The sequence below is a fragment of the Bacillus sp. N447-1 genome, from assembly GCF_022701035.1.
Taxonomy (GTDB): domain Bacteria; phylum Bacillota; class Bacilli; order Bacillales; family Bacillaceae_G; genus Bacillus_A; species Bacillus_A cereus.
The window spans coordinates 772,555-798,134 of the sequence record NZ_CP065509.1; the positions used below are offsets into that span (position 1 = coordinate 772,555).

Genomic DNA, 25,580 nt, shown 5'->3' on the forward strand with positions numbered 1-25,580 from the left:
AATGATTTTTGTTTGGAATAAATCCAAATTAGGAATAATATATAAATAAAGAGGTGCCTTTGTGCCTTTACTATTATCACCCAGATTACTCAGTGGTATTACCAGCACTTGCTATTTCCAACCATTTGTTGTAAGATAGTAATTAAGGTCAATTTAACACTATATTTTCTTTGCATATTATCAAGTATCAATCAGGGACATTTTGTACTCCTTATGGGTTTTTGATAATATGTGAACTTTTATTTTCATTCAAATAAGGCCGATCATATTGTAATTTTTCTACTTTTAGGAGGCATTACCATGACATTAACAGGTAAAGTAAAATGGTTTAACAGCGAAAAAGGTTTCGGTTTCATCGAAGTTGCAGACGGTAACGATGTATTCGTTCACTTCTCAGCTATCACTGGCGACGGCTTCAAGTCTCTTGACGAAGGTCAAGAAGTTAGTTTCGAAGTTGAAGAAGGTAACCGCGGACCTCAAGCTAAAAACGTTGTAAAGCTATAATTCAAACAATAAAAAGGTTGTTACCAGCAAGGTTAACAACCTTTTTAATATATAACTAAAATTTTTTACATAAAAGGAGTGGTTACATGTATCGCAATCGAAAGAACGATGTAGCAGAAGTACCACCAGAACAAACCCCTGTTTGGGAATGTGAATCAGAGGATTGTTTAGGATGGATGAGAAAGAACTTTTCATTTGAAGAAGAGCCTAAATGCCCTTTATGTAAAAGTAGCATGAAAAGCGGAGAACGTTTATTACCTAAATTAGGTTAATTTATAATAAAAAAAACCTCTTTTAATTAAGAGGTTTTTTTTATTATAAATTTATGTTCTCAATATCAGTTCGTACTATAGAATACAATAATGCATCGTGTTGCTTATTTCCTTGATGAATATATCCACGCAATAGACCTTCCTTTTGGAAGCCAATTTTAGATAACATTCTACAAGAAGTATCATTTTCAGGATATGTAATAGCTCCAATTCTAAACAAACCTAAATCTTTAAATCCATAATCAATAATTTCTCGAGCTGCTTCCGAAGCGTAACCATTTCCCCAATAACGAGGATGCAGATCATATCCAATCTCAGATCGTTTACTCCATAATTGTAAATTGTTTAGTCCAATTGTTCCTATTAAAACGTTCGTTTCTTTTAACACAATTCCCCATCGTATTGCCTTTTTCTCAAAGTAATTTTTTGAAAAAGATTCGATCATACGTGAAGCTTGTCCAAACTCCGTAAAAGAATTCATACCGTAATAACACGTCACTTCATCCAATGAAAAGATTTCATATATTTTTTGACAATAAGATTGTTCTATTTCAACTAAACGTAAGCGTTCTGTTTCTAATATAGGAAATGCCATAGGATCACTCCTTTCTCTCTACTCATTCATTATATCAGAAAAAATATGTATAATTAGTAAAGTCCTTATTGTTCCATAAGTCAAACATTTCTAATGGCGCATTCCCTCTTTATTCTATATACACGAATTGGATACCTTCTGATTGCGACTCAAACATCACGCTATAATTTCCATAAATCAAATTTTAAATTATCAAGAACTGTAAAGAATTTGTTCCTTCATTTTTTCCTTCTAAATAACCACCCTAATCCATACATTTATGGTAAAATATAGTTAATCCATTTTACGCTATGGAGGTGTAAAAATCTATGTATATATTCATCGGCTTATCCCTCTTACTCATATTACTTATTTTTTTATTCGCAAAAAAATTCACACCAAACTCATTCATGATGACTAGCTTTAAAGGCAATAGCTTTAAGACATTTTCAATCGGTATTTTAATCGCTGCCATACTCTCACTTTCATATGGGACTTATCATGCAGTAACATATCAACCTAGTTATTTAGATATTAAATTAAAAAATCAAAACTATACTGTTTTCGGTAATGTAGGCGAATTCGGTTATTTCTCCGAAGAATTATTAAAAAAAGATACAGAAGTACAACTATATTTCGTCTCTTGGAAAAAATGCAGTTAAAAATCCGGTAATACTTATAGAATATCCTTCAGGAAAACAAGAAACATGGAAGCCAAATATCGTATCAATACCGGTAAATAAATTACAAGAAAACTTGATATAAAAGATATTTATCAACTATCACCGTATTCATTTAAAGAGTCTGGAGAAATAATATTAACAATAAAAGAAAACAATGTAAAAAACAATACAATTTCCATTCAAATAAAATAAATAAAAACTGTTCCTCCATTTTGCTGAAGGGACAGTTTTTATTTATTCTACAGTATTATTTATTTAATGTATCCATTATTTCATTGGCTATATTCTTTCCATTTCCAATACACGCACCAATTCCAACACCATAATATGAGGCACCAGCTAAATATACATTTGGATAAAGATTCGTCATTTTCTCTTGTAATGCTTGAACCGCTTGATTATGTTCTAAATGATATTTCGGCATTAAATCTTTCCAATTTGTAACTTCAACTACTTCTGGTTCACCTTTAATTCCGAGACTCTTTTCAATATCATATAAAGCGACTCGTACTAATTCTTCTTCACTGTAATTCTTGATTGTTTCATATACCGGATTGGTACTCTTATAAAACATTCTAACTAATAATTTTTGTTTACCCGATGTATGTTTCCACTTTCGACTTGTCCATGTACAAGCATCACAATGTAAATCACTGTTTTCCGTTACAATAAACCCCGTACCATCAGCTGGTAGTTGTTCATCTAGTATGTCAAATCCTAAATAAATACTTATAAGAGATGAGTTTTTAAATGTATTAAACTGCTCATTTAACTCATTAGACTGTAATAAAGTTTGTGCAATATCATGTGGAGCTGCTAAAACAACATAATCAGCTTGTATTGTTTCATGATTTGCAAAAGAAATCTCATATCGATCCTCTTGTTTACTTACAGCCGTCGTTATAGCACCTTTTTTTACGACAGTTTCAGTCAGCACTTCTTCTAAGCGATTAATTATCGTAGATAGTCCACCTTTAAATGATACGAATTTTTTATTTCCTGCTGATTGAAATTGTTTTTTATTCTCTTCAAAACCTTTAATAATACTTCCATACTTATTTTTATAATCCAGTAAATACGGTAATGTAGATGCCATTGTAAGCTCATTCAATTTACCAGAATATACGCCTGAAAGCACAGGAGCAATTTGTCTTTCCACTAACTCTTTCCCTAAAAAGCTTTCTAAAAATAAAGCAAGTGATGTATCTTTCGTAAACTCTTTATTTTTCGTTATGAAATCTTTTAAAGCTACGATTTTCCCCTTCGTTGAGACTAGCGTACTGCTAAACAACGACTGGGCGCTCATCGGTATCCCAAATATAGTATCAGAAGGAATCGGATGTAACATGTTTTCAGAATATATGTAAGAAATACCCGTTTCATTATATACCATTTCATCTTCTAAATTTAAATCTTTTACAAGTGGCATAACGTGTTCATTACGAGCAACGATTGAATCCGCTCCTGACTCCATAATGAAATCCTTTTCTTCCACACTATGGATTTTACCACCTAAATACTCTTCTTTCTCAATAAGAATTAAATTTAAATCGATATTATAATCCTTTTTTAATTTTTCTAAATAAAACATAGTAGAAAGTCCCGTTATACCTCCACCGATAACAACAACTGTTTTCATATGTGCTGCGCTCCTAACCGATACAATTAATAATTCCTTTTTATTATAACCAAAAGTCCTTATATTCGACTAGCAAGTTGCGCATTCTGTAAGAAATTAGACAATATATTTTAATATATTTTCAAATTACCTAATAAAAAGAACTATAACATTTACAAACCTCGTCATAGTTCTCTTTATTTTAAAAACATAAAGTAATTGATTAATTTGTCTAGTTCTTGACTCAATGCCAATACTTTTTCATGTTGAATTCCATAATCCGATACTAAATATAAAAGTTCTTCTTTTTATTTCAATTACTTTTTCCAATTTCGCTAGTTCCATGTCGTTTTACATCTCTCCAAAAATAAAATGTATGTATTTCAGTATAGCCTACTTACATAATTAGTAAAAGTAAAATACGCATGTAAAATCTTACATATTTGAAAAAATAATATACTACTAACAAAAAAAAACTAGATTAAACATCCTTTTACAGATCATTAACGTTCATTAAGAATGAATAACATAACGGAATTTTTCTAATGTGATATCTTTATAATTTGGAGCTCTCTGTATATGATTAAAATAACTATATGAGAATTTAAATACATGACCAAAATCCCAATCGAATTCACTATAGTCTTTTATCCAAAATATATTTTCAGTTGGTAAAATATTTGCACGTTTAGATTGAATTAAAGGTAATCGATCTATAGGTGAGTGTAAAGTTATTTCCGTATTCAGCTTGAGCTTTTGGCTAGCTCTTAGTACGTATACTAGTTTTAACAGCGGACGTATCCCTCGTTGAAATATATCTATATGTCCTAAATCGTACATTATATTAATTGCGTGGGAGTATGTAAGCAAATGCCCAATTAAATCATGATGTGATTCCGCTCGATAAATACTATTAAATTTCGATAACTCATTTAAAATGAACTGAGATACTTGTGTTGGATTACTCAATTCACTTTGTATCTCCTCTTCAAAACTTAATTGTTTTACTTCTTTCGTCGTATAACCAATCCACGATCTACCTGGAATTGTTTTTCGAAATGATAAAATAAGAGTAGTAATCCCTTCAATTGCTTGATTATCACCCCATTTTTGTAGCTCTTTCATAGCTAATAAACTTAATGACGCATAAATGACGTTATGCCCCACCCAATGAAGCTCATCAATCGTTTGTTCTAAAGATTTTATAATCATATTTTCCGCAATTTTAAAATCTATTTCTTTTTTATCATCAATCATCTCACCAATTTTTTTCTTGTTCAGCATCATCCTTGTTTGCGAATACATATTACGAGCTGTTTCTTCATCAATATTATTATCTTTCATAAAAAAATAACTAGCAATTGCAGCTGCTCCAAAATGTGCATGCCAAATATCATTTGTTTCTTTTTTACATTGAGAAATAATTGAAAGACCGCCTTTCAAAATACTTTTTTCCATTTTCTTTCTCCCCTATTAAAAATCACTATATTTTCATCCTAAAGATGGTGTCAGTACAAATAAAATGTGATTCGATTCATCACTTTTATTCAAAAATCGATGCTTCACATTCGGTGGAATACGTACAACATCGCCTTCTTCTAAATAATATTCTTTTCCCTCCAATTCCACATACACTTCCCCTTTCATAATAACAGCAATCTCTTCCTTATCTTCATGGGAATAATGGCTTTCTGTTGTGTTTGCTCGTTTATTTAAATCCATCATTAACATTTCAATACGTGCTTTCATAAAATCAGGTGTTAATACATCATATACAATGTGATCATTGTTTTCCCGATATACTTTTTTTCGATCTTTTTTCTTAGAAATGAGCGAATCTGTATCGATATCATTAATAAAAAGTGTAAACAGCGGTACATTTAATGCTTTTGCAATTAACTCCAAAACATTTAAAGAAGGATTAGCATGTCCTCTTTCAATTTGGCTAATTAGTGATGTACTAATTCCTGCATAATCAGCGAATTCACGAATTGTCATATTATTTTTCTTACGATAACTTAATACTGTTTGTCCAAGCCTATCATGTATCATAGTAAAACTTCCTTTCATCCATCATAATGCATATTTCATTGTCTTTGTGCTGACATACTAAACAAAGGCAAATAATCCTTTCCTATTATCTCCGGGACTTATATACTTACCTTTGTACATTATATCGTATTAAGTTTATTATAATAAACACTCTATAGGAGGGACAAACTTTGAAATCACCTATTCTTTCATATTTCATCTTATTTTTTGGTGTATTCGCCTTATCAACTTCAGCTATTTTTGTAAAATTGGCAGATGCTCCTGCGACAATCATTGCTTTTTACCGATTATTCTTTGCCACACTGATCCTGTTACCGTTATTACTATTTAATAAAAATAGTCGAAATGAGCTAAAAACTTTAACGAAAAAACAATGGACATTCGGATTCATATCTGGGCTATTTTTAGCTGCACATTATGTACTATGGTTTGAATCATTACAATATACTTCTGTAGCAAGCTCTACAGTTATCGTAACGTTACAACCTTTGTTCTCAATGATTGGTGGTTATTTTTTATTTAAGGAAAGATTTACGAAAGGAGCGGTTATTGGTTGCCTCATCGCTATTTCAGGTAGTATCATCATTGGCTGGCAAGATTTCCAAATTAGTGGAGAAGCTTTATATGGAGATATTTTAGCATTTATTGCTGCCGGTATCATTACTGCTTATTTTTTCATTAGCCAACACGTTCGTAAAGATTTGTCACTTATACCCTATTCAGTAATTAGTTATGGAAGTAGTGCTGGCTTTCTTGGCATATTTGCTTTCACGCAACAAGAATCTTTCATCCATTACTCTACACAAACTTGGTTGTGCTTTATTGGATTAGCTTTCATTGCTACAATTTTAGGACAAACCATTTTTAATTGGTTATTAAAATGGATGAGTGCTACTGTAATTTCAATGAGTATTTTAGGTGAAACAATTGGCACTTGTATACTAGCGTACTTTATATTACATGAGACCATTTCTTTACAACAAGGACTAGGAATTACCGTTATTTTTATTGGTTTAGTATTATTTTTATTGCAGCCAAGTTCTAATAAAAAAGCATGACAGTATACTGTCATGCTTTTAACTATTCATTATGTACAATTAAACCATTCGGTCTAAAACGACTCATCATAATTTCATTAATAAACTTTCCATGAGCTTTCAAATTCCCTATCTTTACTCCCTCTTCTACAAATCCAAATTTTTCATATAAAGCTTTTGCTTTTGGATTCGTTTCTAACACACCTAGTTCTACTCTCTCTAACATTAACCAATTATCAGCCAAATCAAGCATCTTCGTAAGAAGTGCTCTCCCAATTCCTTTATTATGATATTCACTGTCTACCCCAATGAATAAATCGCCTGAATGAGATCTTCGGCCCGGACTTTGTGTTAAACCTACAAACCCAACAACTTCTCCATCATATTCTGCAACAAATTCAAATTGATTTGGTGCTAAATTTCGAATTCTATTTTCCATAGCCTCTACACGCATGCTAGGTAAGAAAACCATATACGGTAAAACATCATCCTGTATACATATACGATGAATTGCTCTAGCATCTTGTATTTCTACTGCTCTAACGTTGATTCCCATCTTTCTCTCCTCCATATAAATAACAATATATTTGTGTGTATTCTAGAAACGTTCACGAATGACCTTCTCGCCCGGATTTCTTTATGTCATTTTTACATAATTATTTCGATATAATACTTAATTTCCAAAAAGATTATAAAGATATATGATATGGATTTGGTTAACTTTTCACCTTGTTATATAAATCAAGCAAATTTTCAATCAAAATACCATTTAGTTTCATGCCGACTATATCACAATTTTCTATTTCAATATTTTTCAGATTACTATTACTTATAGTGCTACATTCCAAATCACATTTATCGAATACAATAGGTTCCTTCTCATCTCCGAGACTTGTATTTTTAAATTGCACTCCACCTAAAGTCACCAAATTAAATTTACTGCCAGAAAGATTTAAATCTGCATATGATGACCTTCTAAAATTTATATTTCTAAACTTGGATTGACTTACATTACAATTACTCATATTCATATTCATTATATTGCTACCAACAAATGAACTGTTTTTAAATTCACTTGATAATACTCTGTATTTGCTAAATTACAGTTTTCGTATTGACTATTTTTCATATCTTTATTTGTAACTACACTGGCTTTGTTTGAGCTTGTTTTTATTCTTTTCACGTAACAATACTCATCTTCCGATTCAAAAATCATTTGGTAACCCATCTTTTTATAAAAGTGATGATTGTTAATTTGTCTACTAGGTGTTTCGAGATCCCAAATCTTTATGTTCGGATATTCCTTTTCTATTAATTTCATAACATGTGATCCAATTCCTTTTCCTTGATAAACAGGATCTACAAAAATACGATCAATTCGACCGTACGACTTACCAGAAATCGTAACTATTATCCCTCCGATTATTTCTTTATCCATTACAACTTTGAAAGAATCCAATTCTTCAATGGAATATTCCATCATTTCAACTGAAGAATATCCTGGCGGTTGAATGTTATAATCAATGACATCATCTTGGCCGTATAGCCATTGTTTTGCTTCTGCATCAAATGTTCTTTTCATTATTTCTGTTAATTTCTCAGCATCTAAAATTGTAGCTTTTTCTATAGATATTTTCGTCATTTTCGTTTTCCCCTTCATTATTACAAACCAACCATTTTTGTGAATGGCATAATTATCAATTCACTTTTGTTTTTAATGCTTTTCCCATTATTACATATGGAACATCATTTTTACTTGGATGAAATGGTTCTAATACATTTACCCAATCTAATCTTTCATATAACGAACGTGCTTTTTCATTGTTTATTTGTGTTGTTAAAACACTCGTTCTATTGGAATCCTTCTAGTAATTCATTATGTAAGAATCAATTCACATATTTCTGGAAATCCATCCACATACTATAGATAAATCAAATGAAATTTGGAGGATACATACATGAATAACAAAAATATGAATAAAAAAGAAAATGTTACTGAAAACACTACATCTATTCAAAATAATAATACTGCAAATCTTACTATCGAAGAACAAGCAATGAACGGCTTATACGGAATGCCCGAAACAACAATTGAAGATGCTGATCACGCTGCAGCTGATGATTTAACTTCAAAAAATTAATTAACTACATTGAAAAAAGCCAAGGAAAATATCCTTGGCTTTTTTAACTATGCATCCACCTTTTGTATTTCTTCACTCTTTCTTGAAAGTTTACCTGGCCAAAAAGCAAATCGGCCTAACACAACTGTAATTGCGGGTACAAGTAACGGTCTTACGATAAATGTATCTAGTAATACGCCAATTGCAGTTACAATACCAAATTGAACTAATACTTGAATTGGAAGTGTACCTAACACTGCAAAAGTTCCTGCTAAAATTAAACCTGCCGATGTAATAACACTACCTGTTTGTATTACACCATTTTTTACTGCATCCAAGTGATTTTGTGTCTTTCTGTTTTTCCATATTTCTGAAACCATAAAGATATTATAATCTTCACCTAAAGCAACTAAAAATACGAATGCGTACAACGGTATCGCACCTTGAATGGCCGGCGCTCCCATACCGTAATGAAGTAATATCCATCCTGCTCCTAACGCTGAGAAGAATGATAAGACAACAGTTACAATTAAATAAACCATTGCAACAACCGATTGTAAATAGACAAGTAATAGTAAAGCGATAATGCTAATCATTACTGGAATAATTACTGATTCATCACGTTCAGTAATTTGCTTTGTATCATATAATGAAGCTGTTTCTCCACCAATCCACAATTGCTCTTCAGCATTACTAATCCCAGCATCTTTTAATACTTTTTCTACACTGCTTTTCAATTTAGGAATTTGATCTAACGCTTCAATTGAGTATGGATTTTCCGCTAAAGAAACTTCATACATTTGTATTTGCTTATTTTCTTTTCCCTCTTTTGGCTCTTTTACTGTATTTACGAAAGAAAATTTCTCTAGTTCTTGTTTAATAGGAAGCTCTTTTCCTTTCGTATCAACAACAACTTTTATTGGTGCTAGTTCACCAGCTGAGAAATGATCACTAATTAACGTAAACCCTTCACGAGAAGGCATATCCTTTGGAAACGACTCTAATAAGTCATATGTGTATTGAATACGTGGTACGAATGAAGCCAATCCGCCTAATACAAATACAGTTAGCATAATTATTGTCCATGGTCTTCGTACTACAATATCTCCAAGTTTTTTACTAAAGGAGCCTTTTGATTTTTTAACTTTTACAGCCCTCTTTTTCTTTCTTGCAAACTCCTCATTCATTGAATTTGTTCTCGGTATAAACGGGAAAAATGCAATTCTACCGAAAATTAATAATAGTGCTGGTAAAATCGTTAAAGCCGCGATTCCCATTATAAATACAGCAACACTAAATGGTACTGCAAATCGATGAAAGGCACCATAATGAGCAAGTAGTAATGTTCCTAATCCAAGTACAACAGTTAACGCACTCATTATTATTGCACCGCCAGATGCTTTAATCGCAAGTTGCAATGCTTTATATTTACTTTCTTCTTCTAACAAGTACTCTCTATATCTCGAAATTAAAAATAGACAATAGTCCGTTCCAGCGCCAAACAATAATACTGTCATAATTGATATCGCTTGGGCATCTACTTTAATCCATCCGTGATCAGCTAAAAAACCGAGTGTAGGACTAATAATACCGTATGCAAAGCCAACAACAAGTATAGGTAAAATCGCTAAAATTGGTGAACGATACAGTAAAATTAACAAAACTAACACTAGTAGTACAGTAGCCACTAACAATTTCACATCTGCTTGACTAAATAAACTAACTGCATCCGTTTGAATACCTACAGGTCCTGATAATCGAACATGTAAACCAGATTCACTTATTTTTTGTTTAAATGGATCTTCATCCACCTTACTATTCACTATTTTTCTAAACTCTTCAAGATTTCCTTTTAATATATCCGTACCAGCAGATTTATTAAAAAATACCGGTGTAACAAATGATGTACCATCTTTTGACGCACTTTTTGATAATACTTGCTCTGGAATTGTATCAAATGGTGGTAACGTTGATTGTTCTTTTAAAGGACTAGATTTTAACTCTTTATAGACATCTTGTATGAGTTTATAATCCTGTGACTGTAATCCACCATCTCTATACCATACTACTAATAAAGGATTCCCTGCATTATTCGGAAACTCTTTTTTCATAAGTGCTTCCGCTTGCTGCGACATAGCTGTTTCGGGTAAATTTTTCGGGTTCGGTTCTTTCGTACTATTTACTTGTGGTAACGTAAATGAAAGTAATAATGTAATAAGAATCCATACCGATAAAGTGATCCATTGCGTATTTCTCCCTGCTACAAGCCTCCCTAACATATGTAACGGGTGCTTTTTCATAAAAACCCACCTTCCTTTTTTCCTCCATTATTAATTATATATACTGGTCGGTTAATTAATCAAGAATGATTGAAAATTATGTTATAATTATCTCAATCATAAATGTCAGGAGCGAATGTATTTGGAACAAAAACAACGTCCTCTCGGAAGGCCGCGTCAAAATAAAAATACAAAATCTACAAAAGAAAACATTTTAGAAGTAGCAACCCGCTTATTTCTTACACAAAATTATCAAGTCGTTTCTATGGATGAGGTCGCAAAAGTTTGTGGTGTTACGAAAGCAACTGTCTACTATTACTATTCAACAAAAGCCGATTTATTTACCGCTACTATGATCGAAATGATGGTACGTATACGTGAGAATATGTCTCAAATACTCTCTACAAACAAAACTTTAGAAGAAAGATTATTAGACTTCGCTAAAGTTTACTTACACGCAACGATGGATATTGATATGAAAAATTTTATGAAAGATGCAAAACTGTCGTTATCTGAAGAACAATTGAAACAATTAAAAAATGCTGAAGATAATATGTATGAAGTACTAGAAAAAGCACTCGATAATGCTATGCACATCGGAGAAATTCCGAAAGGAAACGCTAAATTTGCGGCTCATGCTTTCGTATCTTTATTATCTATTGGGAATTTTAAAGATGAAAATCACAATCCTATTCTTGCAAATATAGATGAATTAGCACAAGAAATCGTTTCTTTTTATTGGAACGGATTAGGTCATTCATATTAAACAGATTTCCTTTAATAAAAAAGCATGTTTGAATTTTTTTCAAACATGTTTTTTTATAATTTAGCATCCATTATCTAAAAATTATTATCTTCGACTTTTATAAATTTTGAAGTTGAATCTTTATATTCCCCTTACTTAATCCCCCATGGTAACAAACTACAGATTCAATATCTAGATTTAAATACTTCTTCAAAGACTGCTGTGCTTCCTTAATATTTATAGTTGTTGGGGCGTGAATTCCTCCTAACATCCCATTCACACTATACATAGAGTCTCCTGCAACAAGAATTTTACTTTGTTTCAAATATAAACTAATATGACCCGGGGTATGCCCTGGAGTATGAAGAATTAGTATTCCACCGCAATACGGAAGTTCTTGCCCGTCAATCATAGTATCACTCACTTTTCCTTTTGGTCGGTTCTCTACATTTCCTTCCTTCAATAAAGGTAAATCCCCCTCGATATATGGCTTATCTAGTTCGTGCGCATAAACTTTAATATTACTTCGACAGCGCTGCAACAACTCCGGAAGACTACCTATATGATCAATATCCTGATGCGTCAAAATCACGACTTTTAACTTATCAAATGATACCCCAACCTTTTCCATCTCTACTTGTATATCTTCAATTTGTCCTGGGAAACCCGTATCTATTAATACTGCCATTTCATCATCCCATAAAAGAATTGGATGAATAACAAATTCTTGAAATTCAAGTTGTAACATTTCTATCCCTTTAGCAATCTCCATACAGCCATTCTCCTTTATGTTGAAGTTTGAAAATATGTACGAGTAAACTGAAAATATAAAGTGAAACTTTAATCCGTGGGGCTTTTACTACTCGGCAAATAGCGGGATAAAGCACCTCTATCTTATAATATGTTTTGTCATCCCAATAGAGAATGCTTCAAACCCTATAGATTCATAGTAAGATTGCAATTTTTCTACACACATAAGTTGTGGAATAACCTTGTTTTGTTCACAGTGTTGGATTAATCGTTTCACTATTTCTTTTCCGATGCCACTAGACTGATATTTTGGCAATACACCAACTCCACAAATAATGCCTGTTATGACTCCATCTGATATGACACGCCCCATCCCTACTAACCTCTTATCATCAAAAACATAAATTGCATACCAACTTTGCTTACACATTCGTTCTAACTCGTTAACCGTTAATTTAAGAGAATTCCATCCTAAAGATTCGTATAAGGATAATAATCCATTAAAATCTGTAGGATGTTCACTTGTGTAGCGTATACTATTTTCCATGTAAATACTCCCTATTCTCTGGCTTGTTTATATTTCATAAAATTCCCTTTACACAAATCTGATCGATGTAAAAATAACTAGAACAAACTTCAATAAGAAAGATAGAATTCCTTCTCAATATAAAATAAAAAGAAGTTACCTCACTTAAGATAACTTCTTTTATATAAGACTCTCATTATATTATTAACCAAAAATATACAACTGCATACGATTAGCACAAACAAAACTAATAAACCATTTGAGAAATAACCCATTGAATACTACCCTTTATTAAATTATGTAAAAGATTTTATCATAAAATGATTTACAACTTAATAACTGAAAAAGACATTGTATTCATTAGTTATATATGTTTAGTAATATTTTATTTTCGGTCATATTCTTCTTAACTTAAACCACTTCTCATCCCCTTATACTTAAGTTCAGATAACCTCAGAACAATACATAAGAAGACCTCAACTTATTGACGTCTTCTTTTCAACTACACTAATGGCTAATTCACGTTTTTTTATCAAATATATATAAACCCTTCACTAACAGAGACATGTATGAAATGCCTTCCCCAATACATAAACATCTATAATCTGATTATTAACATCCTTATAGCCTTTAAATCTCATCCTCAGTTATTCTAATAGCTCTCTTATTCGAAAAGATATTTTTAAAAATTCCTACTCCAAAAATTAATAAGCCTATACCAACTAACTTATTTACTTGTAATGGAACACTCTCCATTCCAAATAATCCGAATGTATCAATGCATAACGCAACGACCAATTGAGTAATAAGACTAATTAGCACCGTATATGCTGGACCTAAACTCTTTATTGCACCCATTATACAAATAATTAACCCGATGCCAAACAGTCCACTTACATAAAACAAATAATTTGCAGTATACACTTTAATGCTAATACTGTTTTCTGTAATGATATAAAATAGAATAGAACTAATGAGACCTATTCCAAGGACACATGTAGTTGTTAACCACTGTCCTACATTTTCATTTACTTTTGCATTAAAAACAGATTGTACGCTAATTAATATTCCTGCTAATATAGCTAAACTAAATCCAATCAAAATCTTCCTCTCCCTTTCATTGCTCATATATATTATCTTTAGCGACTTCCTTCATTCTAGAAAAATCTTTAATTACAATAACTCCATTACTCTTTTCAATTAGTTTTTCATTATAAAATCTTTGTAATACCCGAATTACGTGCCTATAACTTACCCCTATAAAATCTGCAATACTCGTTACTGAAGTTGCATCCAAATCCCCTTTATACATATTCCCGTTACTATCTGTTGAAATTGAAAGCAAATAACTAGCTACACGTACTTCTACAGGATAAAGTAAATTAAGAGCAGTAAAACGAGTCGATATTTTTAACGTGTTGGCAATGTTTTCAAGCAAGAACTTCATAAATATAGGATCATGTAATAACTTGTTTCTAATAACCGTATTAGAAATAGAGATTGCTACAACATCTGAACAAGCCTCAACGACATTATGTGCTTTGCTATTTTGAATTAGTTCAATATCACCAACAATGGCCAATGGATTGATAAAGCGAAGAATTAATTTCTTCCCTTCAGGTGTAATCGTATAAACTTTTACTTTCCCTTTAACAACAAAATATAAACGATCCATTTCGTCATCTATATTGCAAATAAGCTCGCCTTTTTCAAAGTGATTTAATTGAAAATATGCTGTATCTATTTCTGAAAAAACCTCGAGCGTTTTATTGATTTTCAAATAATGCGTAATTAAACTTGATCTATTCTCCATATTCATTTCCTCCTTTCATTTACATATTAAATACAACAATACCTATAATCATTACTATTGTTCCCACAATATGATATCTCTCCATCTGTATCTTTTTTATATGAAACAGTCCTTTCATTTCAATAACTGTTGCCGTTAACAATTGAGCAACCATTAGTGTGCCAGCTGTCAATGTAACTCCTAGTGAATATATCGCCATAGTTTCTGCGCAAATAATGAATCCACCAAATGCACCCGCTGCTAAATATACTTTTTTCACACTCTTTAAATCTGTTACTTTCTCTTCTTTCTTTAACAAAAATACAGTTGTTGCAATAATGAATCCAATTAAATGGGTTATAATACTCGTCGACCATATACCGATATGTGAACTAAGTTTCGCATTAAAGGTTCCTTGAAGTGTTATAAATATCCCCGCAAAAACAGCAAATAGAATACCTTTCAAAAAATCATCTCCTCATCCTTTATTTCTGACTTAATTAAAAGCTATAATCCTATATAAACAAAAGGACAAATGTCACATCAGTATGAAAATAACTGCGAATGACCATAAAAAACACACCTCAAAATAATTGAGATGTGTTTTATCTTTTATTATTATATATAATTTTAATAATTATAATTACGCTACATTAATAGGTTTATTCTTCAAAACAAACTTTCCAAATAAGAAACGCACAAGCGGCCCCATAATAATTAATTGTAATGGATACGCCATAATGAAGTTTTTAATAAAAATCGAGAAATACATTGAAACAAAAGATTCACCATGTAATCCATTATGAAAATACATCATTGCCATTCCATAAAACGACATGAAGAAAACCATTCCAATAACCATAGCTGTCGCCATCGCAATAATAATATTTACTTTTTTCGATTTATCAAATGGCAACATGAATACAATTTTTTTCGCACTAGGTCCAACGATACATATTTCAATTAATAGCGCAATAATAAATCCAATTAGTAGTTCTAATGCGATCTCCTTAATATGAATTGGCCCTCCTGATCCATTCGTTAGTAAATTGTAAAACGTCATTACGATAACCATCCCAAGGCACATCATCATACCAAATTGGAGGTTTTCCTTTCTTGTTGTTGGCAAAATTCATCATCCTTTCTCTTTGAGTCTTTGTCATTATATCGATATTGGAAACCTCTTCGTAAGTGAACATTTTGTGAACAAATTTAAAACGTTTTCATATATTTTCTTTACTTTCAACTCAAATTCTCACTTTTACTTATAAAGGTTTTATATATTTCAATGTTGAATTACTAAATTTAAACATTACTACTAGGAGGAGAACCATGAATGAACAAGGATTTTTCGTATATCATATCGTAACAAGGAAAAAATGAAGATCGGACAAAGCATTCAATTTAATAAAAATCAAACTAATACGCTATTCCACTTCTTTTTGAAAGAAAACATTTAAATTCTAGTGGTGAAGATTCTATACAAATTTTAAAAGAACATTATACAAATGAAGAATTACATATAAAGAATGAAAATGCTACAGTAGTTATGAATTACATGGATCAAACAATTAGAGCCATTAGAGAAACGATTATGGAAATGGTTAGGCTGCAAGAATATCCTGATTATCCATCAAGATTGTCTTGTTTATATGCTGCTAAAAGCTATGAAGATGCTTTAAAATGGAAAGCATTATTTGATTCTTACAATCGAGAAGTTTTGCAGATTGTTAAACTACGAGTAATCGGAAGTTCTTTTGAAGGTGACGGGAATCTTTTACCGAAAGAAGATGCTATTCCTTTTTCTCAAAAAATGGAACAAGCTAGAGAATATTGGAAAGGAAATGTGAATAACGAACTCCCTGAGCTACTCATTAATGGCGAAATTGAAGTAGTCGAAATTATTGATGACTTTTCCTCAATTCATGTTTAATTTCTAACTAAATCAAATAGGATGGAGATTACAATGATGAAAAAAGTGTACTTCAATCATGATGGTGGTGTAGATGATTTAATTTCACTATTTTTATTACTTCAGATGGATAATGTCAAACTTACAGGTGTTTCAGTTATCCCTGCTGATTGCTATTTGGAACCAGCAATATCTGCAAGTCGCAAAATTATTGATCGCTTCAGCAAAGAATATATTAAAGTAGCCGCATCAAATTCCCGTGCGAAAAATCCATTTCCAAAAGACTGGCGGATGCATGCATTTTATGTAGATGCTTTACCAATTTTAAATGAGGCTGGAAAAGTTATAACACCTGTAGCAGCAAAGTCTGCACATCATCACTTAATAGAAACGCTTCTACAAACGGAAGGAAAAACAACTTTATTATTTACGGGACCCCTAACTGACCTTGCTCGTGCATTATATGAAACTCCCATCATAGAAGATAAAATTGAACGTCTCGTTTGGATGGGTGGTACATTTCTTACAGCAGGCAATGTACATGAACCAGAGCATGATGGAACAGCTGAGTGGAATTCGTTTTGGGACCCTGAAGCAGTGGCTCGTGTATGGGATGCAAAAATTAAAATCGACTTAGTGACACTAGAAAGTACAAACCAAGTTCCGTTAACTATAAACATACGTGAACAATGGGCAAAAGAACGAAAGTATATTGGTATGGATTTCCTTGGTCAATGCTATGCAATGGTTCCCCCTCTCGTTCACTTCTCAACGAACTCTACCTACTATTTATGGGATGTACTAACTACCGCGCTTGTCGGAAACACTAACCTTGCAAAAACTGAAACAATTAATAGTATTGTTCATACATACGGACCAAGCCAAGGACGTACAGAGGAAACTGCTGATGGACGACCTGTAAATGTCGTTTATGATGTAAAACGTGATGTATTCTTTGAATATATTACTGAATTAGCAAAGAAAGCTTCTACTTGAACCACTATCTATACGAAAAATAAATAGAATAAAATCACTTCAGACGATGAACCCCTATATTTAGAATTTAGTTGAAACTACATATTTAACTATTGAAAAGAGTATTGAATTAAATTTCAATACTCTTTTGTGCAATTAATTATATTTGATTAATGTAGTGTCTTACAGATTATTCATTTCATAACCATTGACAAAATACGTTATTGTTTCTAACTCATCTTCATTTAATTCTCTATCTAGTTCTTGTTTGTACGCTGCCTTTATCTTCTCTTCATCGCCCTTATGAGCTTCTGTATAAGTTCCTACTGTTTTTAACATACGAATCTCTTGTAAAAACTCCTCTCGATTTATCGCTTCTCCATGAGAAAGAATATATGTCTCAGCATCAAATTTTTCTAATTCATCTATTAACGCAAACGTTCTTTTCGTCGTATAGTTCCACTTCGAGGAAAAAATATCTGCATATATACAGTCCCCTAAAAACAATATCTTTTCTTCTTTTATGTACATAACAACTGAATCATGTGCATGATCTCCGCCCACATGTTTTAACACGCATGTCACTTCACCAAGATCTAATTCAATTTGATTCTGGAACGTTAAGGTCGGAGGAATAATGTTAATATTTCTCGCTTTTTCTTCAAACTCTTTTTTTATGCAATCCGCACAAAATGCAATTTCAGTACCCTCTTTTACGCGTGCGTCCAAAGCTTCATCTGTCCATTCATAAGAAACAAGTGTACGCATCTCTTTTTTCGTTTCAGAATGTGCAATAGACAATGCATCTTGTAGTACAGGCAATCCAAAAATATGATCCCAATGCCAATGGGTTAGTGCTACGAAATCTGGATTCGATACATTTTGTTCTTTTAACATTTCTAAAAATAATTGTGCATGTTCTTCTGAATTCCCTGCATCAATCATTAACGTTTTTTCTTGTCCAACGACCATTCCTAAGATAGGTCTATCTGTTTCAGAAACAGGTGTCATATACCAAAATGAGTTTCCTATTTTTTTAATTTGTTGCATAACCAATTCCCCTTTTCATTTCCTCACTTAAGTTTAATATATAGATTATAACGAATCACTACTTTTTTCTCTATACTCAAACACAATTACTTGGACTATTCTAACTTTCCTTTTCGTAAGCTAAAAATAAGTGGAAAAATCGGAGTGTGATACTATGGAACGATTATGGATTCCAATGATTGTTACGTTTTTTTCATTTGGTGGATTACTATTAGGCGGTGCTGTTGGAGTAGCAACACGCCAACTCATTGAAGAAAAGATGCATCGTTTATACGCATTATGTGGCGGAATTTTACTTGGGCTTTTATCCCTTGAAATTATTCCTGAAACATTTTCAAGCTACGAAATGATTGGGCCTATACTTGGTATAGCCATCGGTATTTTAGTTATGAGCTTATTAGATAACTATTGTCACCATCCAATGATACATAAAAAAGAGCAACAAGCATGGCAAACCTTCCTTTTTCTCTCTTTCGCTATATTTATTCATAATATACCTAGTGGATTTGCGTTAGGTACAGCTTTTATAAATCATAATGACTCTGCCATTCCCTTTTTAATAGCAATCGTCGTTCACCATATTCCTGAAGGCTTAGCATTAATTATCCCCTTTCTCTTTACAAAGCATAAATATGTTTCCTTTTTATTAACAACTTTATTACTTTCTCTTATTCTCGGTACTGGCACAGTTTTTGGCATTTTGATGGAAGGAAAAGCTCTTCACCTGCAAGGACTCATTATGGGAAGTGCTATCGGTTCACTTGGCTATGTCACAATTCATGAAATGCTTTGGAAAGCTAAGAAACAGCTCTCTTTCCTTACATTTCTAATATGGGCAACTAGTGGTTTTCTCCTAATAATAGCATTTACTCTACTAGCTGGACATCACTAAATTAAACAAAAAAGATAGCTGAAAACAATTTGTCTTCAGCTATCTTTTTTATTCTTTCTATTTCTCTATAGCTCCCTAGAAAAAACATGCATATACTTTGTTTTGAAATAACTGTAGTATTTCTTTCATACTTCGTATCGTTTCTCTCGACAAAACATTATTATTTTAGTCATTTATTAGAAGTTATATTATATTTTTTGACCATCATCTAATATTTTCGTTATTTGTAAAAAACATAAAAAAGAGTCTCTATTTTCAAAACAAGGACTCTTTTCATAAAGTGAAACTTTAATCATTCGGGCTTTTACGGGCAGCAGGGCCCCACCTAACTTCTTTGCTTCCGCTGAATTTTGAGGTGGAGTCTTATTGCCCGGCAAATAGCGGGATAAACTATTTAGCTACCTCTTCTTTCGGCATTACCATACCTTTATAAAGTTGAACAGTTATCCAGTAATAGATGAAATAAATGATTAAGAATATCCCAATTGGCACCCACACTTTTACAAACGGGTCAACTAATATAAAGCTGAATAAGTTAAGCCCTACTAAAACGTGAGAAATGCCAATGATTGCTGGGAAGATAAATAAATATGAAATTTCTTTATATATACTTTTCGTTAGCATACTGCGTCTCACACCAATTTTTCGTAACATTTCATAACGGCGTATGTCGCGAGAAGCACCTGTTAATATCTTGAACATAAGGGAACTTGCCATCATTGCTAAAAAGGCAATTCCGAGGAAAAATCCCATAAACATTGTTCCGCTCATGAAGCTGTTCATAAACTGATAAATTGTCATTTTCGTAAATAAGTCTACCTTTTCACCTGTTGCTTTTTCAATTTGTGCTTTTTGTCTCTTGTCTATTTCGATTAATAACGGTTTATATTTTTTCATATCATCTACTTTTGCTAATGTTACAGTGTGTTCTGTTCCTTGAATTCCTTTATAATGCTCTTCGTCTGCAATTCTTACTGGTTTTCCGTTAAATTGATTATGCGTAATTTGTATCTCTCTTACAACTGCGTCTTCCCAATCCTTTGGCATACGAGGGAATTTTGCTAATTCAGGAGCCTCTAAAGCTGAATATACAGGTTCTGTTAAAGGTTCAGTCACACGTTTACGAACAGGCTCTTTTAACGTTTTTGTATCAAAATGGTCTGAAACAAGTGGTGGTTTCGCAGTTAAGTCGTTACGTAAATAATAAACGGCTTCTCCATCTACTTTATATTTGTACTTGCTTTCTTCAACAATTTCCATTTCTTTTAAGGCAGCTTTGTCTTGATCATTCGGATCATGAATTACAACATCATATACACGAGAAAAGTCTGTCATAATACCTACATTTTTTTGGAAAGCCATACCTGCCGTCATCGCACCTGCGCCTAATGCAATTAACATCGCTACAGTACCTAATACTCTCGATAAACTATTTACTCGAAAGCGTAGCTGTGCATATGTAAAACTATTTAGACCAGTTTCATTTCGTTTTTTATTCCCCTTAATTTTCATCACAAAAAATGGGAGTAATGAACTAAAGGTAAAATATGTTCCAAGTGTTGTAACGATGGTTGCTATAATAAAACCTAATTCAGCATATATTTTTACATTGATCATAAAATAGTACCCTATACTTACTAGTAATACACCAAGTACTGTCATTATAATAATGCGAGTTTTACTTTTCTTCACTTCATCTAGTGTTTCATCTTCACGAATTAACTCTAGTTCAGTTTTACGTAACAATCGGACACTGTTCATTAAGCCAGTAATGAAAAATAGTATTAAGAAGAAAATAGCTGTAACTAAAATTGCTGGTGTGTATACAGATGCATAACTACCTTTTGCTGAAATTTCCATTCCATTCATTAAAAAATTTCCTGCTACACTTGCAAGTAACATCCCTACTAAAATACCGATAATAATACTGACAATACCCATACCGAATGTTTCAATAAATAATAACTGTGCTACTTTTTTCTTTTTTGCACCAAGCATCATGTACATACCGAGTTCTTTTCTTCTTAACGTGAGTAAGAAAGAGTTGGCATATATAATATAAAATACAGTAATGAAAGATAATAGTATTGCACCTACCCAAAAGACGAGTCTAATACTACTAATTAGGCTATTATCTTTCGTAAATTCGCTATTCATCGCCATCGTTTGGAACATATAGAAAATACTAATACTAATAACGAGGCCAATAAGTAAAACCATATAATCTTTTAACATTTTTTTCATACTATGACGTGATAATTTAAATAACATAGTTTCGCCCCCTACTTAGACTCAGCAGCTGAGCCCATATGAGCGAGCACACCTAAAATGTCTTGATAGAAATTCTCTCTAGTGCCTTGACGATTTAATTCTTTATAAAGAAGACCATCTTGAATAAATAAAATACGCTCACAATAACTTGCACTAAATGCATCATGTGTAACCATCAAAATACTTACATTGTGATTTTCATGTAAATCTTGCATTGCTTCTAATAAACTTTTTGCGTTTTTACTATCAAGCGCACCTGTCGGTTCATCTGCTAATACAATTGCTGGATTATGTACTAAAGCTCTTGCCGCCGCTGTTCTTTGCTTTTGTCCACCAGAAACAGCAGTTGGATATTTTGTTAAAATTTCAGTAATTCCTAATTTCTTCGCAACGTCATTTACCTTTCCAGTAATCTCACTTGATGGTACGCCTTGCAGAGAAAGTGGTAAAGCTATATTTTCATAAATTGATAAGTTTTCTAGTAGATTAAAATCTTGAAAAATGAAACCTAATTTTTGAGAGCGAAAATCAGATAACGCATTGCCCTTCATAGAAGTAATATTTGTACCAGCTATCGTCACACTACCACCTGTCGCTTGGTCAAGTGTACTTATCACATTAAGTAAAGTCGTTTTTCCAGACCCAGAAGGACCCATAATCCCGACAAATTCTCCTTCTTTAATACTTAACGATACACCCCTTAATGCTTTTGACTGATTCTCATTTCTTTTTCCATACGTTTTTTCTACACTTTCTACAGTAACTACATTTGTTGACATCTCTTTCACTCCATCCCTTTTGTATAAAATTAATTTCTCACATATTTCTTATTATTTTGTCATGTAAATCCTTAAGATTTTTTTAATTATTCATTCAATAAGAGTTACACCTGTAACATGAACCTATTTCCTACTTCATATTCTCATTTTTCTACAACTCGTTCCCTCGATTTCGCTTACATTTACCTTACATTTTTGTAAGATAAAAAAGAAAACACACTAATTTCTAATAGTGTGTTTTCTTTACAATCAATATTTTCTATTCTTTATTTCTTCTTCAATAGTTGCCACAAATACATCTAGTGCAATAACTTCTGACTTCTCTTCCCCATATTTACGTACATTTACAGCTCCGTTTTCCATTTCCTTATCTCCAATAACAAGAACATACGGCACTTTTTGCATTTGTGCTTCTCTTATTTTATATCCTAATTTTTCATCTCGTGCATCTTGTTCAACACGAACTCCAGCTTGTGCTAATTTAAGTGCAATCTCATTGGCATATTGTTCATGTACTGCATTTGAAACTGGAATTACTTTCACTTGAACTGGTGCCACCCATGCCGGGAACGCACCTCCAAAGTGCTCAATTAATATTGCTAAGAAGCGATCTAATGACCCTAAAACTGCCCTGTGAATAACAACTGGTCTTTTCTTTTCATTATTTTCATCTATATAATTTAAATCAAATTTCTCTGGCATTTGGAAATCAAGCTGGATTGTTCCGCACTGGTGACTTCTATTTAAAGCATCTTTAATATGAAAATCAATTTTCGGCCCGTAAAATGCACCGTCACCTTCATTTAGTCTATATTTATAATTTAGCGATTGTAATACATTTTCTAATGCTGCTTCTGCTTGCTCCCATAATTTATCATCACCCATTGAGTCTTCTGGACGAGTAGAAAGCTCTACTTCATATTCGAATCCAAAAGTTTTATATACGTAATCAATTTGCGCCATTACTGATTTAATTTCATCTTCAATTTGTTTTGGAGTTACAAATAAATGTGCATCATCTTGGCAGAAAGTACGTACTCTTAATAATCCGTTTAAGGCACCACTAAATTCATGGCGATGTACTTGACCAAATTCACACATACGAATCGGTAATTCACGATAAGAATGCAATTTATTTTTAAACATAAGCATGTGCCCTGGGCAGTTCATCGGTTTTAATGCAAAACTTTTATTATCTACTTCAGAGAAATACATATTATCTTTATAATGTCCCCAGTGCCCTGATCTCTCCCATACTTCTTGGTTCATCATGAACGGAGTGCGTACTTCTTGATAATTGTACTCTTTTTGAATTTCTCTTAAAAATGCTTCCAATTCGTTACGAATCATTTGTCCTTTCGGTAAATAAAACGGCATTCCCGGAGCCTCTTCAGAAAACATAAATAACTCAAGCTCACTGCCTAACTTACGATGATTTCTTTTTGCTGCTTCTTCAACGAAATGTAAATACTCTTCTAATTCTTTTTGAGAAGAGAATGCAACACCATATATGCGCTGAAGCACTTGGTTATTACTATCACCTCGCCAATATGCACCGGAAACGTGAGTTAATTGAAATGCTTTCAAATAACCTGTAAATGGTAAATGTGGCCCTCTACATAAATCTACAAATTCACCTTGTTTATATAGTGTTACACTTTCCCCACTAGGAATTGCTTCTAAAAGTTCTAATTTCAAGCAATCGTTCATTTCTTGAAACAGTTTTGCTGCTTCTTCTCGAGAAACCTCAACTCGTTCTATCTTTATATTTTCATTTATAATCTTTTTCATTTCTTTTTCGATTTTTCGTAATTCTTCTACGTTTACACTACTTGGAAGATCCATATCATAATAAAATCCATTTTCAATAACAGGCCCCACCCCAAGATTTATATCACCATACATTCTTTTTACAGCTTGCGCTAAAATATGTGCCGCAGAGTGTCTTGTAATTTCTACACCTTCATTTGAATCTATAGTAATGATTTCTACTTCCGCATTTTCTTCAATATTTCGGCGTAAATCATATAACCCATCATTCACTTTCCCGGCGACTGCTTTCTTTTTCAAACTACTGCTAATGGATCCCGCAATTTCTTCTAAAGTAATTCCTTTTACAAATTCTTTCACGCTACCATCTGGAAATTTAATTTCAATCATTTGTTCTTTCATTTTTCATCTCTCCATTTCATAATAAAAAGCACACTCATCCCTAACATAGGGACGAGCGTGCTTTTACCCGTGGTTCCACCCAGATTCCCATCACAAAATGCAATGGCTTCTTTTACGGTAACGTCGTTTATACGGCACTAGATACTTAATTTCCCCAGTGCAGCTCTAAGGTGGTAAGTTATTTTTCTGCGTTAGGAAGTTCTCAGCTTTCCTTCCTTCTCTGTATAACCGGGTAAAATAACTCGTGTCCTTTTCTTCGCTTATTATGAAATTTAATGCAAAAAAGCATATTCATCCCTAAATATAGGGACGAATATGCTTATATCCGTGGTTCCACCCAGATTCCCATCACAAAAAACATAATGGCTTCTTTTGCGATAACGTCGCATACACGGCACTAGATACTTAATTTCCCTAGTGCAGCTCTAAGGTGGTAAGTTATTTTTCTGCGTTAGGAAGTTCTCAGCTTTCCTTCCTTCTCTGTATAACCGGGTAAAATAACTCGTGTCCTTTTCTTTGCTTTTTGTAAAACATCCATTTATTGTTATTTAATATATCTTATTCATTTTATTTTTGC

At 32.5% G+C, this 25,580-nt stretch carries 23 protein-coding genes, 5 pseudogenes and 2 other annotated features; of the genes and pseudogenes, 9 read left to right on the forward strand and 19 right to left on the reverse strand.

Annotation, left to right across the window (positions count from 1 at the left end):
* The first annotated feature begins 300 nt into the window (after window positions 1-300).
* Window positions 301-504, forward strand: coding sequence for a cold-shock protein CspD (gene cspD / locus IQ781_RS03790; RefSeq protein ID WP_000176366.1), 204 nt, complete (start codon window positions 301-303; stop codon window positions 502-504).
* An 86-nt stretch (window positions 505-590) separates the two neighbouring features.
* The gene (locus IQ781_RS03795) at window positions 591-776 is read left to right on the forward strand and encodes a cold-shock protein (protein WP_000286203.1); all 186 of its coding nucleotides are present in this window, start codon (window positions 591-593) and stop codon (window positions 774-776) included.
* Between the two features lie 43 nt (window positions 777-819).
* Here the strand turns inward: IQ781_RS03795 and IQ781_RS03800 are convergent, their stop codons facing one another.
* Window positions 820-1,371, reverse strand: a complete 552-nt coding sequence (locus tag IQ781_RS03800; protein WP_000885397.1) for a GNAT family N-acetyltransferase — start codon at window positions 1,369-1,371, stop codon at window positions 820-822.
* A 308-nt stretch (window positions 1,372-1,679) separates the two neighbouring features.
* Here IQ781_RS03800 and IQ781_RS03805 point away from each other — a divergent pair.
* A pseudogene (locus IQ781_RS03805) lies at window positions 1,680-2,225 on the forward strand (hypothetical protein).
* Window positions 2,226-2,280: 55 nt separating this feature from the next.
* Here IQ781_RS03805 and IQ781_RS03810 read toward each other — a convergent pair.
* From IQ781_RS03810 to IQ781_RS03825, 4 genes and pseudogenes are all read right to left on the reverse strand, one after another.
* Window positions 2,281-3,672, reverse strand: coding sequence for a protoporphyrinogen oxidase (locus tag IQ781_RS03810; RefSeq protein WP_000860347.1), 1,392 nt, complete (start codon window positions 3,670-3,672; stop codon window positions 2,281-2,283).
* Between the two features lie 176 nt (window positions 3,673-3,848).
* A pseudogene (locus IQ781_RS03815) lies at window positions 3,849-3,996 on the reverse strand (Spo0E family sporulation regulatory protein-aspartic acid phosphatase).
* Between the two features lie 168 nt (window positions 3,997-4,164).
* Window positions 4,165-5,109, reverse strand: coding sequence for a hypothetical protein (locus IQ781_RS03820; RefSeq protein ID WP_000415694.1), 945 nt, complete (start codon window positions 5,107-5,109; stop codon window positions 4,165-4,167).
* Window positions 5,110-5,142: 33 nt separating this feature from the next.
* Complete coding sequence (locus IQ781_RS03825; RefSeq protein WP_000581032.1) at window positions 5,143-5,703, reverse strand: helix-turn-helix domain-containing protein; 561 nt, start codon at window positions 5,701-5,703, stop codon at window positions 5,143-5,145.
* A gap of 170 nt (window positions 5,704-5,873) precedes the next feature.
* Between IQ781_RS03825 and IQ781_RS03830 the strand changes: the two genes are divergently transcribed.
* Entirely contained in the window at window positions 5,874-6,761 is an 888-nt protein-coding gene (locus IQ781_RS03830; RefSeq protein ID WP_000841810.1) for a DMT family transporter, read from the forward strand.
* Window positions 6,762-6,783: 22 nt separating this feature from the next.
* On the opposite strand, the gene IQ781_RS03835 is transcribed toward IQ781_RS03830, so the two are convergent.
* The 3 genes and pseudogenes from IQ781_RS03835 to IQ781_RS03845 all read right to left on the reverse strand — a co-directional run.
* A complete protein-coding gene (locus IQ781_RS03835) occupies window positions 6,784-7,296 on the reverse strand; it encodes a GNAT family N-acetyltransferase (protein WP_000512619.1) in 513 nt (170 codons plus the stop codon).
* A 160-nt stretch (window positions 7,297-7,456) separates the two neighbouring features.
* Window positions 7,457-8,400, reverse strand: a pseudogene (locus IQ781_RS03840) (GNAT family N-acetyltransferase).
* 37 nt (window positions 8,401-8,437) lie between these two features.
* Window positions 8,438-8,624, reverse strand: a pseudogene (locus IQ781_RS03845) (GNAT family N-acetyltransferase); the annotation flags it as partial.
* A 74-nt stretch (window positions 8,625-8,698) separates the two neighbouring features.
* Here IQ781_RS03845 and IQ781_RS03850 point away from each other — a divergent pair.
* Window positions 8,699-8,881: a DUF4021 domain-containing protein gene (locus IQ781_RS03850; RefSeq protein ID WP_001060657.1), complete on the forward strand. Its 183-nt coding sequence runs from the start codon at window positions 8,699-8,701 to the stop codon at window positions 8,879-8,881.
* A gap of 47 nt (window positions 8,882-8,928) precedes the next feature.
* Here IQ781_RS03850 and IQ781_RS03855 read toward each other — a convergent pair whose 3' ends face one another.
* Window positions 8,929-11,160, reverse strand: coding sequence for an MMPL family transporter (locus tag IQ781_RS03855; RefSeq protein ID WP_065382126.1), 2,232 nt, complete (start codon window positions 11,158-11,160; stop codon window positions 8,929-8,931).
* A gap of 121 nt (window positions 11,161-11,281) precedes the next feature.
* Between IQ781_RS03855 and IQ781_RS03860 the strand changes: the two genes are divergently transcribed.
* On the forward strand, window positions 11,282-11,905 hold the full coding sequence (locus IQ781_RS03860) for a TetR/AcrR family transcriptional regulator (protein WP_000436013.1): 624 nt from the start codon (window positions 11,282-11,284) through the stop codon (window positions 11,903-11,905).
* Window positions 11,906-12,002: 97 nt separating this feature from the next.
* Here the strand turns inward: IQ781_RS03860 and IQ781_RS03865 are convergent, their stop codons facing one another.
* The 6 genes from IQ781_RS03865 to IQ781_RS03890 all read right to left on the reverse strand — a co-directional run bounded on the left by IQ781_RS03865 (window position 12,003) and on the right by IQ781_RS03890 (window position 16,081).
* Complete coding sequence (locus IQ781_RS03865; protein ID WP_000401480.1) at window positions 12,003-12,656, reverse strand: MBL fold metallo-hydrolase; 654 nt, start codon at window positions 12,654-12,656, stop codon at window positions 12,003-12,005.
* Window positions 12,657-12,773: 117 nt separating this feature from the next.
* Entirely contained in the window at window positions 12,774-13,181 is a 408-nt protein-coding gene (locus tag IQ781_RS03870; protein WP_000431735.1) for a GNAT family N-acetyltransferase, read from the reverse strand.
* 609 nt (window positions 13,182-13,790) lie between these two features.
* Window positions 13,791-14,261, reverse strand: a complete 471-nt coding sequence (locus tag IQ781_RS03875; RefSeq protein WP_063219977.1) for a DMT family transporter — start codon at window positions 14,259-14,261, stop codon at window positions 13,791-13,793.
* Window positions 14,262-14,277: 16 nt separating this feature from the next.
* Window positions 14,278-14,973 carry a Crp/Fnr family transcriptional regulator gene (locus IQ781_RS03880; protein WP_000431609.1) on the reverse strand — a complete coding sequence of 232 codons (696 nt, stop codon included), beginning with the start codon at window positions 14,971-14,973 and terminating at the stop codon, window positions 14,278-14,280.
* A gap of 19 nt (window positions 14,974-14,992) precedes the next feature.
* Complete coding sequence (locus IQ781_RS03885) at window positions 14,993-15,418, reverse strand: DMT family transporter (protein ID WP_000676261.1); 426 nt, start codon at window positions 15,416-15,418, stop codon at window positions 14,993-14,995.
* A gap of 177 nt (window positions 15,419-15,595) precedes the next feature.
* Window positions 15,596-16,081, reverse strand: coding sequence for a DUF2798 domain-containing protein (locus tag IQ781_RS03890; RefSeq protein ID WP_001143427.1), 486 nt, complete (start codon window positions 16,079-16,081; stop codon window positions 15,596-15,598).
* 203 nt (window positions 16,082-16,284) lie between these two features.
* Between IQ781_RS03890 and IQ781_RS03895 the strand changes: the two are divergent.
* Window positions 16,285-16,885: pseudogene (locus tag IQ781_RS03895) on the forward strand (DUF2441 domain-containing protein).
* Between the two features lie 21 nt (window positions 16,886-16,906).
* A complete protein-coding gene (locus tag IQ781_RS03900) occupies window positions 16,907-17,860 on the forward strand; it encodes a nucleoside hydrolase (protein ID WP_139245340.1) in 954 nt (317 codons plus the stop codon).
* Window positions 17,861-18,022: 162 nt separating this feature from the next.
* On the opposite strand, the gene IQ781_RS03905 is transcribed toward IQ781_RS03900, so the two are convergent.
* Window positions 18,023-18,889 carry an MBL fold metallo-hydrolase gene (locus IQ781_RS03905; RefSeq protein WP_065382124.1) on the reverse strand — a complete coding sequence of 289 codons (867 nt, stop codon included), beginning with the start codon at window positions 18,887-18,889 and terminating at the stop codon, window positions 18,023-18,025.
* A 154-nt stretch (window positions 18,890-19,043) separates the two neighbouring features.
* Between IQ781_RS03905 and IQ781_RS03910 the strand changes: the two genes are divergently transcribed.
* Complete coding sequence (locus IQ781_RS03910; RefSeq protein WP_065382123.1) at window positions 19,044-19,781, forward strand: ZIP family metal transporter; 738 nt, start codon at window positions 19,044-19,046, stop codon at window positions 19,779-19,781.
* A 390-nt stretch (window positions 19,782-20,171) separates the two neighbouring features.
* On the opposite strand, the gene IQ781_RS03915 is transcribed toward IQ781_RS03910, so the two are convergent.
* From IQ781_RS03915 to thrS, 3 genes are all read right to left on the reverse strand, one after another.
* Window positions 20,172-22,052, reverse strand: a complete 1,881-nt coding sequence (locus tag IQ781_RS03915) for an FtsX-like permease family protein (protein ID WP_072770352.1) — start codon at window positions 22,050-22,052, stop codon at window positions 20,172-20,174.
* An 11-nt stretch (window positions 22,053-22,063) separates the two neighbouring features.
* Window positions 22,064-22,831, reverse strand: a complete 768-nt coding sequence (locus IQ781_RS03920; RefSeq protein WP_000106426.1) for an ABC transporter ATP-binding protein — start codon at window positions 22,829-22,831, stop codon at window positions 22,064-22,066.
* 249 nt (window positions 22,832-23,080) lie between these two features.
* Entirely contained in the window at window positions 23,081-25,003 is a 1,923-nt protein-coding gene (gene thrS, locus IQ781_RS03925) for a threonine--tRNA ligase (protein ID WP_139847278.1), read from the reverse strand.
* A 44-nt stretch (window positions 25,004-25,047) separates the two neighbouring features.
* Window positions 25,048-25,269 (reverse strand) — a binding site (T-box leader).
* Window positions 25,270-25,305: 36 nt separating this feature from the next.
* Window positions 25,306-25,529, reverse strand: a binding site (T-box leader).
* Between the last annotated feature and the right edge of the window lie 51 nt (window positions 25,530-25,580).

Coding starts and splice junctions, on each gene's coding strand:
- IQ781_RS03910 (WP_065382123.1), top strand. CDS start 19,044: ATGGAACGATTATGGATTCCAATGATTGTTACGTTTTTTTCATTTGGT.
- cspD (WP_000176366.1), top strand. CDS start 301: ATGACATTAACAGGTAAAGTAAAATGGTTTAACAGCGAAAAAGGTTTC.
- IQ781_RS03810 (WP_000860347.1), bottom strand. CDS start 3,672: ATGAAAACAGTTGTTGTTATCGGTGGAGGTATAACGGGACTTTCTACT.
- IQ781_RS03795 (WP_000286203.1), top strand. CDS start 591: ATGTATCGCAATCGAAAGAACGATGTAGCAGAAGTACCACCAGAACAA.
- IQ781_RS03800 (WP_000885397.1), bottom strand. CDS start 1,371: ATGGCATTTCCTATATTAGAAACAGAACGCTTACGTTTAGTTGAAATA.
- IQ781_RS03835 (WP_000512619.1), bottom strand. CDS start 7,296: ATGGGAATCAACGTTAGAGCAGTAGAAATACAAGATGCTAGAGCAATT.
- IQ781_RS03850 (WP_001060657.1), top strand. CDS start 8,699: ATGAATAACAAAAATATGAATAAAAAAGAAAATGTTACTGAAAACACT.
- IQ781_RS03880 (WP_000431609.1), bottom strand. CDS start 14,973: ATGGAGAATAGATCAAGTTTAATTACGCATTATTTGAAAATCAATAAA.
- IQ781_RS03915 (WP_072770352.1), bottom strand. CDS start 22,052: ATGTTATTTAAATTATCACGTCATAGTATGAAAAAAATGTTAAAAGAT.
- IQ781_RS03825 (WP_000581032.1), bottom strand. CDS start 5,703: ATGATACATGATAGGCTTGGACAAACAGTATTAAGTTATCGTAAGAAA.
- IQ781_RS03900 (WP_139245340.1), top strand. CDS start 16,907: ATGGAGATTACAATGATGAAAAAAGTGTACTTCAATCATGATGGTGGT.
- IQ781_RS03870 (WP_000431735.1), bottom strand. CDS start 13,181: ATGGAAAATAGTATACGCTACACAAGTGAACATCCTACAGATTTTAAT.
- IQ781_RS03920 (WP_000106426.1), bottom strand. CDS start 22,831: ATGTCAACAAATGTAGTTACTGTAGAAAGTGTAGAAAAAACGTATGGA.
- IQ781_RS03820 (WP_000415694.1), bottom strand. CDS start 5,109: ATGGAAAAAAGTATTTTGAAAGGCGGTCTTTCAATTATTTCTCAATGT.
- IQ781_RS03905 (WP_065382124.1), bottom strand. CDS start 18,889: ATGCAACAAATTAAAAAAATAGGAAACTCATTTTGGTATATGACACCT.
- IQ781_RS03865 (WP_000401480.1), bottom strand. CDS start 12,656: ATGGAGATTGCTAAAGGGATAGAAATGTTACAACTTGAATTTCAAGAA.
- thrS (WP_139847278.1), bottom strand. CDS start 25,003: ATGAAAGAACAAATGATTGAAATTAAATTTCCAGATGGTAGCGTGAAA.
- IQ781_RS03855 (WP_065382126.1), bottom strand. CDS start 11,160: ATGAAAAAGCACCCGTTACATATGTTAGGGAGGCTTGTAGCAGGGAGA.